A 15394-nucleotide genomic window follows, 5' to 3' on the forward strand; every position below is an offset into this window, starting at 1 on the left:
TTTTATTATAAGGCAAGAGCGCTTAACTGTGAAGTCCCTGTACTCTTTTGGTAGTTATTTGTTGATAATTCGTTTTCCCATATTACTCGTTTTAAATATGTTATTATGATTATATCGTTAATCCCTTAGTCGGAACAGTAGCTAACTCCTTACAATTATTTTGATTTTTTATTTAGTAAAATTCAAATTTTTCCAGATCACGTATCTTCTGAGAAAAAACTGCCTCATCATTTTAAATAGCAGAACATGAAAAATCTATTTGTTACATCAGCTATATTGTACATCCAACACTGTTTTTTATGCGCATTGAGTAAAGGTTGGTTTTGATATTTTAGAAGCCCGCTGCGTTAACGGCTTTACAAAGTGGCTTATTAAACGGGACATCCGCAGCATTCCGGCTTGGTCAATAGGTGTGACCGTTATGATTGCCTCAAAGGAATCTATGTTCATTGCTGTAAATGTTGGCAGAAACTAAGATTATGTGCAAGATTGGTGTTCTAAATGTTTATGAAAAATAAAACCCTATGTCGTTTTGGACATAGGGTTTGTCTTAATCACTAGGGAATTATTTTATTTTTTGAATGACAAAAGTGGATTGTGATTTGTCGCCGCCCAGTAGTTTTCCTAATTTAGAACTGATAACATACACATTGCCATCTGAAGCAAGAGCTGCTGTTGTAGGAAACTCGTCCTTTCCGATATTTGTTTCGCTGACGTTCGAAGCACTTGTCCAGTTGTCAGTGCTTTTAAATGTGTAGCTCTTTCCAAGTCCAAGTCCATTTTCAATCACAATAAGGTTATTGTTCCTGTCCAGTTCGATTCCATCGGGCGAGGTAAACTGCATACCTGAAACTTCAGTAATATTTTGAGGGTTGGAAAGTGGTATCTTAAATATTTTTGCACTGTCAGATTTAGCAGCCAGCAGGTAACCGTCAGGATGGAAAACAATTCCATTAAGACCAAATGCACCAGCTGCAGGCTGAAATAAGGCATTATTTAGAAATACAGATGCAGTGTAGTTGCTGTCAATTTTATAGATAACCGGGGAGAATGAATCGGTAACATAAATAATTCCATTAGAGTCCACAGCAATATCATTCAGGCAAGATCCGGCACCTGGAGTGAAATTTTTCAAATCAATTTCTTTAATTAGAACACCAGTATCAAGATTAAATATAGCTACAGTTGCGACTGAACCGGCGCTTCCCTCAGTACTTTTCTGAGATATTCCCAAATCGGCGTTGGCTACGATAAGTCTGTTTCGCACCTCGTCTGTAAATATTCCAGTTGGTAAAACCAATTTGCTGCTTGTTGCAAATGATTTAATTTCTCCTTTTGGGCTCAGAGAGTATATCGTACCCTTATACATGGAGCCATATACAAATTTTTCATTTTTGGAGTCATAATCAATTCCCTCCGGATAAACTCCAATTTCATTGATTGTGTATTTTTCTTGCAGTGTTGGGTGCGCAGGCTTTGAATCTTTATCGTCGTTGTTACATGCTATGGAAAGAATGGAAAAAGCCGAAAGCAGGATGTAATTTTTCATTTTTATTATATTTAAATTAATTGTCCTTATTGACATTGCAAAGTTTGGACAGAATAATAAAAATAAAAATGAACTGGTTTAGGAAATAAGGTTGAACTGGTTTAACTTTTTAATCCTTTTCGGTTTCTAATCTTGCTTAGGTATTCTGTAGTAAAGCCCAGATAAGATGCCAGTGTATATTGCGGAACACGTTTTGCAATTGCTGAATATTTGTCCATAAAATCATCATAACGCTCTTCGGCTGTTTTAGTCAGATTAGACAATAACCTCTTTTGGTGGAAAGCCAAAGACCGCTGGGTAATAATTCTTTCGAACTTTTCCAGTTTTGGAATTTCAGTCATGAATTGCTGCTGGTGTTCATATTCTATTTGAATTAGTACCGAATCTTCAAGCGCTTCAACAAAGAGGGTTGCGGGCTCCTGCGAGATCAGGCTGCTGTAATCCGAAATCCACCAGTCTTCAATGGCAAAGGCTAATGTATGTTCTTTTCCTTCCTTATCGATAAGATACCCTCTTAATGCTCCCTTTACTACATAGCTCTTATGCATGCACACGAAACCCGGCTGGACAATAAATTGCCTTTTGCGCACCTTGGTTATCTTTAGGAAGGATTTGAAATGCGCAATTTCATCATCACTCAGATCAACATATCTGGATACGTATTCTATAACCGGGGAAAAATCATTCATTATTAATTCGCTGTTTATTTATTTTCTAAACTCCTCATTACATCTATGAATTTATGTCACCATTTAGTTTTATCTGGAGACATAATCAGAGTTGAATTCTCCGATACCCACTATACTTCAAGGTTTAAACCGAAAAGGATCAAAAAGATTCAAGTGTATCTAACTGGCTGGAGCATCATATAATAATTACAAGTTTTGAGATAGTGCTATTAAATCCACTGGGGCAATGTCAACAGCTACGTGCATGTCATTTTTATCCGTGCTGCCTTTGTAGGGCAGTCCTTTAGGGGGAAGGGTCAAAATTTTAGTTTCCTGCGCATTGCGGATGATGCCTTTTTCAAAGCCGCCGGGTGTGTACATATTTAATGCCTTGCAGGGAATTTGGCTGGTTATCTTGAAATAATGTACAGTTTCTCTAGGTACCATTGCAAAGCTGCCGGCAGTCAATTTGTGAATCTTACCCTCTATCCAGATTGTCATTTCTCCATCAATGATATAGAACATTTCGTCCATATCACTGTGGTAATGAGGTGGCGGCCCACTATTGAAAGGCATCGTTTGTTCTATAACACTTAAGTTATTATCAGTTTGGGATGCGTGAGCCTTAATTACCCACAGGATGTCTAACATCCAATAGGCGGCGGGATTTTCATCATTAGTGATGAAAGGAAGTTGAGGATTATTCATGGTTTCTAGTTTTTTATGTTGTTAATGCATCATCGTGCACCGCTTCATAGTAACAGATTCAAATGATAAATTACAATTCATCTCTTCTCATTTGGTCGGGAAAAACCTGAAAACCTTACAAAAATAATCTTCCCGGAGGTTTTGATATACAAACAAGAGACGGCGGATACAAGGAGAGGGAGTTATATCTGCGCTTTTACTTACTGGTAATGAGTAATAATTTAAAGTTTTCTGGAAGTTTAAAGAATAAAAACAGCTGTAATTTTTATAAAATTATTCAGTGTTTACAGGGATTATAATGAAATGATGAAAAAAATATTGCAAAATATTTGTTTAAATGAAACTTTATTTGTTACATTTGTAAAAAGATTTACTAACGATGAAAGCTGACGCAAAATATACTACTGCCATTCATATCTGTCTTTACCTGCATTTCAGGGGAGAAGCGCTCTTGTCTTCAAAGGAGATAGGGGTGAGTGTTAATACTAATCCGGTTGTAATACGCCGCATAACGTCAGAATTGCGTGCTGCCGGCATATTGGGGAGCGTGGCAGGAAAACAGGGGGGATTTCATCTGACCAAAAACGTAGAGCAGATCTCGCTGTGGGAAATTTACCTTGCTGTAAGCGACCGTGAGCTTTTCAATAAGCCTAAGGTAAACCCGGAGTGCCCGGTAAGCAGGAATTTATCGAAATTGGTGAATGCACCATTCAGCGCCGCTGAACTTGCGATGCGTCCTGTCCTTGAGAAACAAACCATAGCAGATCTTTATACGAAACTTCAACATGTCCTTGATTCAGAAAATCAAATAGTCAGTGTAGCGTGTAAATAAAAACACCTGAAAGAGCAGCGATAGCTCAGCTCTTTAAATGTAACTTTAAAAGTTTTATATTATATATTTAATCATATTCCATATTAAAAAGTACATCTTTAAATGTAACAAATAAAGTTTTATTAATCATTAAATTTAAGTATTATGAAAAATTCATCATCCACTTACCAAGGTAATTCCTTTCAAACTGAGAGCATTTCCAAAACTATTTTTTCCAGGATTACTACAGATCAGCTTAACACTGTTGGTACAGTAGCTACCCGCTATTCGCTTGTTGTACTGTTATTGAGCTTTGGGTTATTTAAATTTTATGCCTTTGAAGCTGAGGCAATTCAGCCCCTTGTAGCAAACAGTCCGCTTATGTCATGGCTGTATATATTATTGAGTGTGGGACAGGTGTCTGCTCTGATTGGTACTGTCGAAATTGTCCTTGGCATTCTGATAGCCATAAAGCCATGGCAGCCTAAACTCTCTGCTTATGGCAGCCTCGGAGCTGTGCTTATGTTTATCACGAGTCTTACTTTTATGATTTCAACACCGGGAATGTGGATAACCCAAGAGGGCCTTCCGGTACCGAGTGACGGAGGTTTTATACTCAAGGATATTGTACTTCTTGGCAGTGCCATCTGGACTGCAGCTGACGCGCTTATTACCTACAATAAGAAAAAGTTACAGCATTAAAGAATTTCCTCGCTGCGGTGAAGGTTCCCTAATAAGCCAATCATAAATGTATTGGGAGGTATTTCAGTGAGAATATGCTCCAGATATTGAATCATATAATTTCCCGCGCAAGAGCAGATCATACATCAGATATTTTTTTTTGTAAGGTTCTCAGATTTTCCCCGACTAAGCGGTAAAAGAACAAACAATTTATAATTGAGCAGAACCTTAACCGTAACGAAATATTTATGCCATGCATGGGAGCGACAGAAGATTTGACATAGAAGAGAAAAAGAAACTGGACCCCAGTAATTGGGTGGAAAAGTATGCCGATTATCTCTACAGCTATGCAGCAGTCAAGTTATATGACGACGAACTTGCAAGAGACCTTGTTCAGGAGACCTTCCTTGCAGCCCTTGAGGCTCAAAAGGGTTTTAATGGGCTGAGTTCTGAAAAGACCTGGCTTACTGCAATCCTTAAGTATAAGATTGCGGATATATACAGGAGCCGGTCGTCGGGATTACGCAACAATGCACAGCGGGCTGCGCCAGAGCAGGAAGAGGATTTTTTTGATCATGATAACGGACACTGGAATAGTGGCCACGATCCTGTTGACTTCTTTTGCGAGCAGCCTGATATTTTGCAGGACAATGAATTTCAGGCAATACTTCAGGCATGCATGAAGAAGCTTCCAGCGCTTTGGCTGTCGGTATTTACGATGAAGCATGTCGATGAAGAACCCAGCGAATCAATTTGTAAAGCCATGGGGTTATCCTCATCTAATTTCTGGGTTATTATTCACAGGGCAAAGGTCAACCTAAGGTCGTGCCTTCAAAAAAATTGGATATAATCAAATGGAGATGGAGATATTAAGTGAGAGGGAATTAGAGAAAATAGCCTACAATTGCAAAAAAGCGACGATGCTTATCGAAAAGCAGCAAATAGAACGCATTTCGGCTATGGAGAAGTTTGAACTTGAGTTGCATCTAAAGGGCTGCCTTGCCTGCATCATATATATGAAGCAAAGCATCCTGATTAATGAATTGGTGCGGAATTTTTTTAGGAAACATCATCCGGATATAAAGCTGGATGAGGGTTTTAAGAAACTGCTCAAAATCCGCATCGAGGAGCATCTCAGGCAAAGCTGAGATTTCCAAATTAAATTAACGTGGGTAGTGCCAAAAGTATAACTGCAATTATTAATATAAAATGTGAACTTATGAAAATCAATCCAAACCAATCCGTTTCGATGCTTTTAATGTTTAGCATGCTAACGGCCGTACTGTATTCTTGTCAGGATACAAAAAACAAGAATGAGCAAAGTGAACAAGTTGAAAAGGAAACAGTGTACGCCGAATTTGATGCTGACAATAATCTGATCCGTCCCGTAAATTATAGACTATGGGTTTTCGCAGGAACAGCCACTACCCCAAAATCACATGACCCTAAAGCCATATTTCCTGATTTCCAAAACGTTTACATAGATCCGGCGGGCTATGCATATTGGAAAAAACACGGAACTTGGAAAGAAGGAACTATTCTTGTAAAAGAACTATTGCATGTTGGTGATACAACTTCATCCGTAGGAAATGGCTTTTTTCAGGGCGCGCATTTTGAACTCGCAGCTGCCGTAAAAGATAGCAAACGATTTCCAGACATGCACGATGGATGGAACTACTTCGGCTATGCGGATTTCAAGAAAAATAAGTTAAATGAAAAATCTGCTCCATTAGGCCAGCAGTGTGCGTCATGCCATGTTCAGAATGCCATTGACGGCGACGTATTCTACCAATATTATCCTGTTATCCTTGCCGCAAAAGGATATGGCGATGGGAATCCTGAGAATGAGAATACCCGTGAAGGCTTAGTACCGGATTATAAATACAAAAGCCCGGTGATAAGTCCAAAACCGATCAGTAAATAACTGATTTTGGTTTGCCAATAAAACTATATCCAAAAACATTGCACAACATACTATGACAGTCTACGACTCACTTTATTTGGATATTCTAAAAATAGGCAGGGCTAATGTTGAAAGTGGCCTATCATTTGTAACGCTTCGGGAGAAACTGGAGCAAAAGGGCTATGATTTTGACAATTATTATATTGAGGTAGCTGTCAAAACCTGGTTCTACGATACTTTTCATCATGCCCTCAGCGATCATGGACCTATAGAATACCATGAGCTGGACAGCCATCTGGAATGCAATTTCGTAATGAAGGGGGACGCCTGCCTAAAACTGGTCTCTTATAACAATTCATCGCTTAATAACAGGCTCACCCTATACTCAGTCATACTAGCCGGGATAGCACTTATAGCATCAATAATAGCCATTATTGTAAGCCTTTACTATTACTAAGGGCATGCCGTAACAGTTTACAGCAATAGTTGCAAGCGTCCGGTACAAAAGAAAACCTATGGAAAATATAACTAAACTGGGGTTTGGAGGCGGCTGCCACTGGTGTACCGAAGCTATTTTTCAGGCCCTGCACGGCGTAATTAATGTGGAACAGGGATGGATAGCTTCGATTTCACCCTACGATGATTTTTCTGAAGGTGTTATTGTAAGTTTTGACAACAATATTATTCCTTATGATGTTCTCATCGAGATACACCTGCTGACTCATAGCAGCAGCAATGAGCATAAAATGAGGACCAAGTACCGATCGGCACTATATTATTTTGATGATAAGGACAGCGCAGGCCTTGCTGATAGCGTGGCACGACTCTCCAGTGAAAACAAAACCCATTATATCACTCAAATATTGCCTTTTCAGGAATTTAGGCTGAATGCAGAAAGTCAGCTGAACTATTACAGTAAAAACAAAAGCGGACCTTTCTGTCAACTTTATATCAATCCAAAAATCAGCTTATTAAGGAGCAGGTTTGCTGTGAGGGTCAGAGAAGATTTTTAATTACACCCAAAAGGATTTTAACCTTACATCTTAAAGCAAAAAACAATGAAAAGAATTGATATGACCTATGAATTCGACGGTCTACTCGTGCGATATGGGAGCCATTCCATACCGCTTTTCCTTGTCCGCAATAAGGAAATTATCGACCAGCTAACTGGCATGCAGAGTATGACCCAGCTAGAAGATCGAACAAATACATTTCTGCATTATGAAAGAGGAAAAGGTTAATGCGGCATCCTATGATGCACAGCCGACACGCTACATCCTGGTTGACGGTCACAGCGCAGGCGCACCGAGCTGCCCCTTTGGGAATATAAAGCAACTGGTTGGATATGACACTAAAGATAAGGTATATGTAAGATTTACTAAGTCAGTATACCAAAGACTAAGGAATCAAATACTGGTTGCACCAGTTTTAAATACAGATGTTACAATTGAAAATAACCTTTAAATTAATATGTTATGATTGACTGGAATGACGTTATCAGGTTTGCTTCGGGCGAAAATCCAAAACCACTTACAAGGGTAGAGATGACCGATGAGAAGTGGAAGGAATTATTGACGCCCGATTCTTATTTTGTAACCAGGCAGAAAGGAACAGAGAGGGCTCACAGCTCGGAGATGTGCAGCCTATTTGAACCTGGAAGGTATAAGTGCATTTGCTGCGGTACACCTTTATTTGACGCATCAGAAAAGTTTGCAAGCAAGTCGGGATGGCCTTCTTTTACCCAGCCTATAGCAATAGAGAATATATCCCATAAAAAGGATAAGGGCTATGGAATGGAAAGGATAGAGGTTTTGTGCAATGTATGTGACGCACATCTTGGGCACGTCTTTCCTGACGGACCCGCACCAAGTGGTCTACGATACTGCATAAATGCAGTTGCCATGGAACAAATCAACGAATGATTCACTATTTTTAAAAACGCATTTAAAATCTAATACTATGGAAAATATACGAAAAGCATATGTGGCAGGTGGCTGTTTCTGGGGCATGGAAGACCTCTTCAGAGTACGCCCTGGAGTTATAGATACGGAAGTGGGCTATCTGGGAGGGCAAAATGATGACCCAACCTACAAGAATCACCCTGGCCATGCTGAAGGTATCGAGATTACTTATGACGAAGATATTACTTCTTACAAGGAACTGCTGGATTATTTTTTCACCCTACATGACCCAACGACTGTTGACAGGCAGGGCAATGACAGAGGTGCAAGTTATCGCTCGACATTATTTATACAAAATGAACATGAGGCAGAAGTTGCCATGGAGGTTATCGGTATAGTTGATGATTCGAAACGCTGGCCTTCGAAGGTAGTTACTACCCTTGAGCCATTTACAAAGTTCTGGCCGGCAGAAGAGTACCATCAGGACTACCTGATTAAGAATCCCGGAGGTTATAGCTGCCATTTTGAACGCTTCGGAAGTTACCTATAAGTTGACAAATTTTTTAACAAAATCAATATCCAATAATTAATTTATAAATATATGTTTGCAATAGCCTTTTCCCTTATCGCAAGCCTGAGTTATGGCAGCGGCGACTTTATGGCAGGTCGTATTGCCAATAAGCTTCCTTCTGCTCTGATTGTGCTTATTACCCAGGGGATGCAGGCAATCCTTGTTCTTGGGTTGGCACTTTTGAGCGATCAGCCTTTTGTTATGACGGCCCTTGTCTGGGGAATAGTAGGTGGCATTGCAAACGGAACAGCTTACATGTTGTACTACAAGGCGCTTACTCTCGGGCATGCAGGAGTAGTGGCGCCATTAGTAGCATCCAGCTCTATAATTCCTGTAATCATTTCACTGCTTTCAGGATCAATTCCCAACGCCTATGTGTTTGCTGGTCTTACTGTAGTACTAATTGGTGTTGTTGGAATGACCTACAACAATGAAAGGGAGGTTGATGCCTCAATTCCCATGTGTCGCGGCGTTGTAATGTTGATTTTATGGAATCGACCCCGGATTGTTATCCGCCCTGCCCAGTGTATAATGCTGGCTTTAGGTTCTGCCATTACATTCGGACTGGCGTTCACCATTGCCAGTCATGGTGTAGAGATCTCGGGCAGCAGTGTCAACTGGATGGTCTGGGGTTTCCAGCTCGGGACTTTGCCAATAAGTATTACCTCTTTGCTAATCGGAAAATTTCCATGGAGAAAGTCCCTGAACAGCGCTGACACATTAAAGGCTTTGTCTTTTGTCATGCTGCTGAACATGGGCGGCGACTTTCTTGTTGCATACGCATTCCGAAGTGGTGTTTTAGGAATAGTAAGTGTCCTGGCCACCTTGGGACCGGTAGTTACGATACTCCTCTCTAATATGCTGCTCAAGCAGCGTCTTTCTTTGCGCCAAAAGGTAAGTGCAGCTGTCATCATGTGTGGAACACTCGTAATTGCCTATTGCAGATAGGATGTGTAAACAAAATAATTAATTATGTTAGAAGCTAAAGCATCCCTGCTTGTAATTGCAGATATCAGCGGATTTACCCGATTTGTCAACGAGACTGAGATCACCCATAGCCAGCATATCGTTGCTGAACTGCTGGAGGCTGTGATTGCTGCTGATTTTTTGGGTTTGACCGTAGCAGAGATAGAAGGCGATGCTGTGCTCTTCTACCGATATCAGCGCATGGCCTCGCGTGCTGAAGTGTTGCAGCTTTCAGAGCGTTTTTTTCTGGCTTTTCATAATCACCTGTCACGATACCGGGAGTCAAGAATATGCCACTGCGGGGCATGTGCCACTGCTGAAGATCTTACCATTAAAATCATTGCTCATGCCGGTCCGATAGAACTGTTGAAAGTACGAGGGTTCCGCAAGCCATTCGGTATTGAACTCATACGCCTGCACAGGCTGCTGAAAAATTCTATTCCTCACCAGGAGTACCTGATGCTGACATCACAGTTCAATACCTACACTGAATCCAAATCGCTTACCGATCCCACGTGGCTGGATACCTTCCAGGATCAGTCGTACTATGAAGATCTGGGAAACCTAAACTACACGTTCCATCCGCTGTCGTCGCTGCGTTCAAAATTGCAGCCCCCTAGACAGTTTAATAAACCATTTATAATGCCTAATCCTGTTGTGCGGGAGAAATTGCTGAACCATGCTGCAGAAAAGCTTCATAAACTTCTTATCAATATTTCACTGCTTCCCGATTGGGACAGAGAAGTGAAGGAGGTATTTTCCATAACACAACAGCTCAATCGGGTTGGCACAAGGCATGTATGCGTTCTTGATTCCCACAATCTTAAAATTGAAACAGTGTCTAATCCCTGGCCGGATAAGATAGTCTATGCCCAGCAAATACTCAATGCGAATATTGTAAGGAAAATGCTTTATTACATTATTCTCGAACCTAGAGGCAATGATACCTATACTCGCGTAGAAGTACATTATTCACACTTTCCAGTTATTGGCAGGTGGATTAATAAGTGGGTACGTAAAAAAGCAGACGTACATGCTGAAAATATACTTTACTCGCTTAAGATGTATAACTTTTAATTACATTATGGAAATGCATTCGTTACCAGATTTCGACTACAACAAGACCGTTTTTGGCTACAGTTACTGCCAGATATAAGATGATCTTTACAATCTTAAATCACCATATTATGAAAAATGTTTTAGTAATCGGCGCATCAGGATTTGTAGGGAGTTATTTAACAAAACAATTGCTGGCAGACGGCTTTAAAGTGCGTTGTCTGGCGCGAAGTCCTGATAAAATTAAATATCTTGCTGATCAGGGCTGCGAAATAGTTAAAGGGGATATGTCAGATTTTACGTCTGTTAAAAACGCTCTTGTATCAATTGATGCTGTTTATATCTGTATTCATACCCTTGCACCACAGCATGAAAATACTTCGGGAAAGGAATTCATGGACATAGAGTTAAATGGCTTGCAAAATATAGTAAATGCTTGTAAAGCCAATGGAGTAAATCGTATTGTTTATTTGACATCATTAGGAATTTCAGAAGCTAACAGGGACGCATGGACATCAGGACGATGGAAAACCCAGCAGTATTTACTGAATAGCGGCCTCAATGTAACAGTCATACAACCAGGGATGATTGTCGGCATTGGAGGACAAGGATTTAATATGGTATTGGCAAACGCAAAAAAAAGCATATCTTTTGTTCTTGGAAACGGGAGAAACAAATTTCGATGTATCGCTATTGATGATCTTACCTACTACCTTGCTGGAGTACAGGATAAACCAGAGGCTTACGGAAAATGTTACGAGGTAGGCAGTGATGATGTGCTTACTGCTGATCAGCTAATTGATTTGGCTGCCGATGTGCTTGGCCGCAGACATCCTTCAAAAATTCATATTCCATTTGCGTTGCTGCGTTTTTTTTCACCGCTCATACAAGTAATTTCCAACTCGCCAAAGGGAGCAATTAAAGGAGTACTTGATGGACTAGGGGCCGATATGGTAGGAAACCCTTCAGACATACGCCAATTATTGACCCGTCCCGCACTTTCTTATAAACAAAGTGTAGAACGCGCGCTCAAAATATATTTTAAAAACTAAGTTATTTATCCAATGGAAAGAAGAGAGCCTTATCAAATTAAATCGATTAGTGAGTTTCACAAGCTGCTGCACCTGGATAAACCTGAGCATCCAATGATCAGTGTAATTGAGATCAAGCCTTTTAAAGAAATTCCGGTAAATCTGCCCGAATCAATTGTTTACGGATTTTATAGTATATCTCTAAAGAAAAATTTTAAGGGACCTGTAAAATTTAAATACGGCCAGCAGGAATATGATTTTGATAATGGTGTCTTAAGTTTTATGGCTCCCGGCCAGATATCCAGTTTAAATCCTGAAAAATACAGCAGTGCTGAACAATCGGGCTGGATGCTGCTTATTGATCCTGATCTGCTTTGGAATACTTCGCTGACCCAAAAAATAAGAAAATTTGATTTCTTTGGATATTCTGTCAACGAAGCGTTGTTTCTTTCAGACAAAGAAGAATTGATACTGACTCAAATTATTCAAAATATTGAACGAGAATATTATAATAATATGGATAAGTTCAGCCATGATATTATAATAACGCAGATTGAATCACTTTTAAGTTATTCAGAAAGGTTTTATCAGCGTCAATTTATGACTCGCAGAATAACTAACCACCAGATTTTAGACCGTCTTAATGAATTGCTTACAGGCTATTTTGATGGATTGGATAATAGTCAAAAAGGACTACCTTCAGTAAGTTATCTTGCTGAGCAGCTTCATGTCTCTTCCGATTACTTAAGCGGAATGCTAAAATCTACAACGGGATTAACTACACAGCAGCATATACATGAAAAGCTAATTGAAAAAGCCAAGGAAATGCTGTCGATTACAAACTGCTCGGTTAGTGAAATAGCCTTCCAATTAGGTTTCGAGCACTCTCAATCTTTTAGTAAATTATTTAAAAGCAAGACTAATCAGTCACCCATAGCATTCCGTCAATCTTTCAATTAAGGTTATAAACTGATTAATATAATATCATGAAAAAAGAAGATACACAAACCCCTTACGAAATCACTTTTATAACATCCAATGCTTGTTCCAAGTTTGAGCAGCGGCATAATTTTATTGAACTGATCTTTATCCGTTCAGGAACAGGTAAGCATTATCTAAATCATTCAGAATGCGATTATTATCCTGGCCATCTTTTTTTGATCACACCTGAGGATACACATCATTTTGAAGTGGAAAACCAGACTGATTTTTTTTTCCTAAGATTTAACAATATTCAAATCGAGAAAAATAATTTCAGCAGACAAAATTTACAAGGATTGGAATATATTCTAAAAAATGCCAGCCATATTAATGAGTGTATTCTAAAGAACGTTTTTGACAAGGGTTTTGTACCTTGGGTAATTGAGGCAATTTACAAGGAACAAACGGTAAAGGATTTATATACAGAGGACATGGTACATGAGATGGTAAACACCATGCTCATTATTGCTGCAAGAAATATTGCAAAGTTATAACCAAATTATATTTTTATAATATCGGAAACAAAGCAATTAATATGCTGCAGTAGATAATGAAACTGCATTACTATGGCGTTTGACAACCGTATTGACTGCAGCTTTTTGGCTCTGTAACCGCACATAAAAAAGCAGTAGTCCACAAGGTAATTAAAATTAAGTATTTTAGATATAAAGCAGATTATGCAGGGAGGTTAATATATACAGGGAAATGTAGAATGGCCTTTAGAAATTAAGAAAGGAATACGCGCTCATCCTTTTGTCATTCCTGAAATGATACGTTTTCTATGACTCATTCCCCAATCTGCTATTGTATTGGTAAGTTCTTTAAGAGAATTGCCGTATTCTGTAATGCGATATTCTACGGCGATAGGCGCAGTGTTTAACACTATGCGTTCAATGAGTTCATTTATTTCCAAATCCTTCAATTCACGGCTGAGCACTTTGCCGGAAATGCCATTTACTTCTTTCAGTAATTCGGAATAGCGCATCGGTTTATAACACAAACATGCAACGATAGACATTTTCCATTTTCCATTTAAAATATCCATCGTATCGCTTATTGCTAGTATTTTATGGCTGCAATCTTTAACCGGGTTGTATTTTAATTCCATAATAATAGAGTGGTTACCTATTTGTTACTATAACTTTTTGTCACTTAGTGACAAATATACACATAACAATTATAGCTTTGCAATTAAATTATATAAATATGAAACTAATCAAAGATTTACAATGGCGTTATGCTGTTAAGAAATACTCAGATGAATTGGTCAATGAAGATAAGATTGACCAAATTATCGAAGCCATCAACCTTAGTGCTTCTTCCTGCGGGATACAGCCTTATCGCCTAATTGTGATAACGAATCCTGAAATACGACAAAAATTAGGTGAAGGATCCTTCAATACACAAATTCAGGATTCTTCTCATTTGCTTGTTTTTGCCGCCTTTAACAAGATAACTAAGGAATACATTGCAGATTACGTGGCAATGATGGAAGAACAACGCGATTTAGAAAGTGGAGCTCTAAATCCTTTAAAGGATGCCGTGACTTCGTTTTTTTCCACTCAAACCCCAGAGCAACACGCGATTTGGTCGGCCAAACAAGCCTATATTGGCCTTGGAACTGCCTTAATTGCAGCTGCTGAACTTAAAGTCGATGCTACTCCTATGGAAGGTTTTGATCCGGAATTATTTAATAATGTATTGGGTTTGTCAGAAAAAAATCTTCACGCTTCGGTAATTATTTCTTTGGGCTATCGCGATGCCGCAAATGATTATCTGGCTTCAATGCCAAAAGTTCGCCTGCCAATTGAGCAATTTTCTACAAAAATAAAATAATTTGCCCTCGAGATTATTTAATCGGCGAGCGCATGTTTCAAGTCGATACGCCGCTCGCCGTCTATTATATTATGTCATCTTTAGATAAAAGCTTATTAACTTTTCAGTTTAACGCCGGGTAACTTCATTTTGATAGAACATCTTTACTTTTTTTTTGACTTTTTTAGATTGTTGGTCCTACTTGATCTAAATGTTAGAATAATAAGTGTTTCTATTCAAGGTAAAAGACCTTTTCTACACTATCTTTTACCTTGAATTTTTAATAGGTTGTAAAACCCAGTGATATTGATTGGAAAGATTTTTCGAATCTAAGACGTCTGTTTTGCGATAGAGCTCCTTGCCTCCTGTCTTGACATCAGAAGGGTGATTACCAAAACATGCCAACCTAAATTTAAAAAACAGCGAACTGCACAAAATCGACAACAACCTGCTTCGTAAACTAAAGTAACTTCGTGATCAGGAAATGTTTGCTCCATATATTGAAATAAATCCTTGGCAACAACAGGCATCGAGTACGTCCTGAGAAAAAACAAATCAGTTTGAATGGAAATGGTCCAGCTTTTTTTTTTGTGAATCTCTAAACCAATGAATATCTTTGGTTGTATTAAGGCATATTGTAATCGTATAATCTTCGTTTTTAGTAACTCTATGTTATGCTTTTACATAGATACTACAACATATTTGGTCAATAGAGATCATTGTGCCGGAGAACTATAAAAAGCGTAACAAATA

Annotated in this window: 20 protein-coding genes; 16 read left to right on the forward strand and 4 right to left on the reverse strand. The window is 39.0% G+C overall.

All coding sequences use genetic code 11. From position 1 onward, the window contains the following. Positions 1 to 565: 565 nt before the first annotated feature. The 3 genes from RT99_RS13790 to RT99_RS13800 form a co-directional block, all read right to left on the reverse strand. A complete protein-coding gene (locus RT99_RS13790; RefSeq protein WP_042565331.1) occupies positions 566 to 1585 on the reverse strand; it encodes an SMP-30/gluconolactonase/LRE family protein in 1020 nt (339 codons plus the stop codon). Positions 1586 to 1650: 65 nt separating this feature from the next. After that, positions 1651 to 2238 carry a Crp/Fnr family transcriptional regulator gene (locus RT99_RS13795; RefSeq protein ID WP_042565332.1) on the reverse strand — a complete coding sequence of 196 codons (588 nt, stop codon included), beginning with the start codon at positions 2236 to 2238 and terminating at the stop codon, positions 1651 to 1653. A gap of 186 nt (positions 2239 to 2424) precedes the next feature. Further along, on the reverse strand, positions 2425 to 2925 hold the full coding sequence (locus tag RT99_RS13800; RefSeq protein ID WP_052483679.1) for a cupin domain-containing protein: 501 nt from the start codon (positions 2923 to 2925) through the stop codon (positions 2425 to 2427). Positions 2926 to 3304: 379 nt separating this feature from the next. Between RT99_RS13800 and RT99_RS13805 the strand changes: the two genes are divergently transcribed. From RT99_RS13805 to RT99_RS13880, 15 genes are all read left to right on the forward strand, one after another. Beyond that, positions 3305 to 3757: an Rrf2 family transcriptional regulator gene (locus RT99_RS13805; RefSeq protein ID WP_042565333.1), complete on the forward strand. Its 453-nt coding sequence runs from the start codon at positions 3305 to 3307 to the stop codon at positions 3755 to 3757. A 144-nt stretch (positions 3758 to 3901) separates the two neighbouring features. Next, positions 3902 to 4438, forward strand: a complete 537-nt coding sequence (locus RT99_RS13810) for a YkgB family protein (protein WP_052483680.1) — start codon at positions 3902 to 3904, stop codon at positions 4436 to 4438. 232 nt (positions 4439 to 4670) lie between these two features. Continuing rightward, a complete protein-coding gene (locus RT99_RS13815; RefSeq protein WP_042565334.1) occupies positions 4671 to 5267 on the forward strand; it encodes a sigma-70 family RNA polymerase sigma factor in 597 nt (198 codons plus the stop codon). Between the two features lie 10 nt (positions 5268 to 5277). Further along, positions 5278 to 5565 (forward strand): hypothetical protein, encoded by a 288-nt coding sequence (locus RT99_RS13820; RefSeq protein WP_042565462.1) that lies wholly within the window; start codon positions 5278 to 5280, stop codon positions 5563 to 5565. Between the two features lie 20 nt (positions 5566 to 5585). After that, positions 5586 to 6341: a cytochrome P460 family protein gene (locus RT99_RS13825; protein WP_131494920.1), complete on the forward strand. Its 756-nt coding sequence runs from the start codon at positions 5586 to 5588 to the stop codon at positions 6339 to 6341. A gap of 52 nt (positions 6342 to 6393) precedes the next feature. Continuing rightward, positions 6394 to 6777 carry a hypothetical protein gene (locus RT99_RS13830; protein ID WP_042565335.1) on the forward strand — a complete coding sequence of 128 codons (384 nt, stop codon included), beginning with the start codon at positions 6394 to 6396 and terminating at the stop codon, positions 6775 to 6777. A gap of 58 nt (positions 6778 to 6835) precedes the next feature. Continuing rightward, a complete protein-coding gene (locus RT99_RS13835; RefSeq protein ID WP_042565336.1) occupies positions 6836 to 7333 on the forward strand; it encodes a peptide-methionine (S)-S-oxide reductase in 498 nt (165 codons plus the stop codon). Positions 7334 to 7541: 208 nt separating this feature from the next. After that, positions 7542 to 7784, forward strand: coding sequence for a hypothetical protein (locus tag RT99_RS13845; RefSeq protein ID WP_042565338.1), 243 nt, complete (start codon positions 7542 to 7544; stop codon positions 7782 to 7784). A gap of 11 nt (positions 7785 to 7795) precedes the next feature. After that, positions 7796 to 8242 (forward strand): peptide-methionine (R)-S-oxide reductase MsrB, encoded by a 447-nt coding sequence (msrB, locus tag RT99_RS13850; RefSeq protein ID WP_042565339.1) that lies wholly within the window; start codon positions 7796 to 7798, stop codon positions 8240 to 8242. Positions 8243 to 8279: 37 nt separating this feature from the next. Further along, positions 8280 to 8771, forward strand: coding sequence for a peptide-methionine (S)-S-oxide reductase MsrA (gene msrA, locus RT99_RS13855; RefSeq protein ID WP_042565340.1), 492 nt, complete (start codon positions 8280 to 8282; stop codon positions 8769 to 8771). Positions 8772 to 8822: 51 nt separating this feature from the next. Beyond that, positions 8823 to 9740: a DMT family transporter gene (locus RT99_RS13860; RefSeq protein ID WP_042565341.1), complete on the forward strand. Its 918-nt coding sequence runs from the start codon at positions 8823 to 8825 to the stop codon at positions 9738 to 9740. A 24-nt stretch (positions 9741 to 9764) separates the two neighbouring features. After that, positions 9765 to 10835, forward strand: coding sequence for a DUF2652 domain-containing protein (locus tag RT99_RS24730; RefSeq protein ID WP_052483682.1), 1071 nt, complete (start codon positions 9765 to 9767; stop codon positions 10833 to 10835). Positions 10836 to 10945: 110 nt separating this feature from the next. Next, the gene (locus RT99_RS13870; protein ID WP_042565342.1) at positions 10946 to 11866 is read left to right on the forward strand and encodes an SDR family oxidoreductase; all 921 of its coding nucleotides are present in this window, start codon (positions 10946 to 10948) and stop codon (positions 11864 to 11866) included. A 12-nt stretch (positions 11867 to 11878) separates the two neighbouring features. Further along, positions 11879 to 12805 carry an AraC family transcriptional regulator gene (locus tag RT99_RS13875; RefSeq protein ID WP_042565343.1) on the forward strand — a complete coding sequence of 309 codons (927 nt, stop codon included), beginning with the start codon at positions 11879 to 11881 and terminating at the stop codon, positions 12803 to 12805. 26 nt (positions 12806 to 12831) lie between these two features. Then, positions 12832 to 13320, forward strand: coding sequence for an AraC family ligand binding domain-containing protein (locus RT99_RS13880; protein ID WP_052483683.1), 489 nt, complete (start codon positions 12832 to 12834; stop codon positions 13318 to 13320). Positions 13321 to 13571: 251 nt separating this feature from the next. Here the strand turns inward: RT99_RS13880 and RT99_RS13885 are convergent, their stop codons facing one another. Further along, a complete protein-coding gene (locus tag RT99_RS13885) occupies positions 13572 to 13934 on the reverse strand; it encodes a helix-turn-helix domain-containing protein (RefSeq protein WP_042565344.1) in 363 nt (120 codons plus the stop codon). A 98-nt stretch (positions 13935 to 14032) separates the two neighbouring features. On the opposite strand from RT99_RS13885, the gene RT99_RS13890 reads away from it, so the two are divergent. After that, the gene (locus RT99_RS13890; protein WP_042565345.1) at positions 14033 to 14662 is read left to right on the forward strand and encodes a nitroreductase family protein; all 630 of its coding nucleotides are present in this window, start codon (positions 14033 to 14035) and stop codon (positions 14660 to 14662) included. Positions 14663 to 15394: the final 732 nt, after the last annotated feature.

It is taken from the genome of Flavobacterium sp. MEB061, assembly GCF_000834715.1.
Taxonomy (GTDB): domain Bacteria; phylum Bacteroidota; class Bacteroidia; order Flavobacteriales; family Flavobacteriaceae; genus Flavobacterium; species Flavobacterium pectinovorum.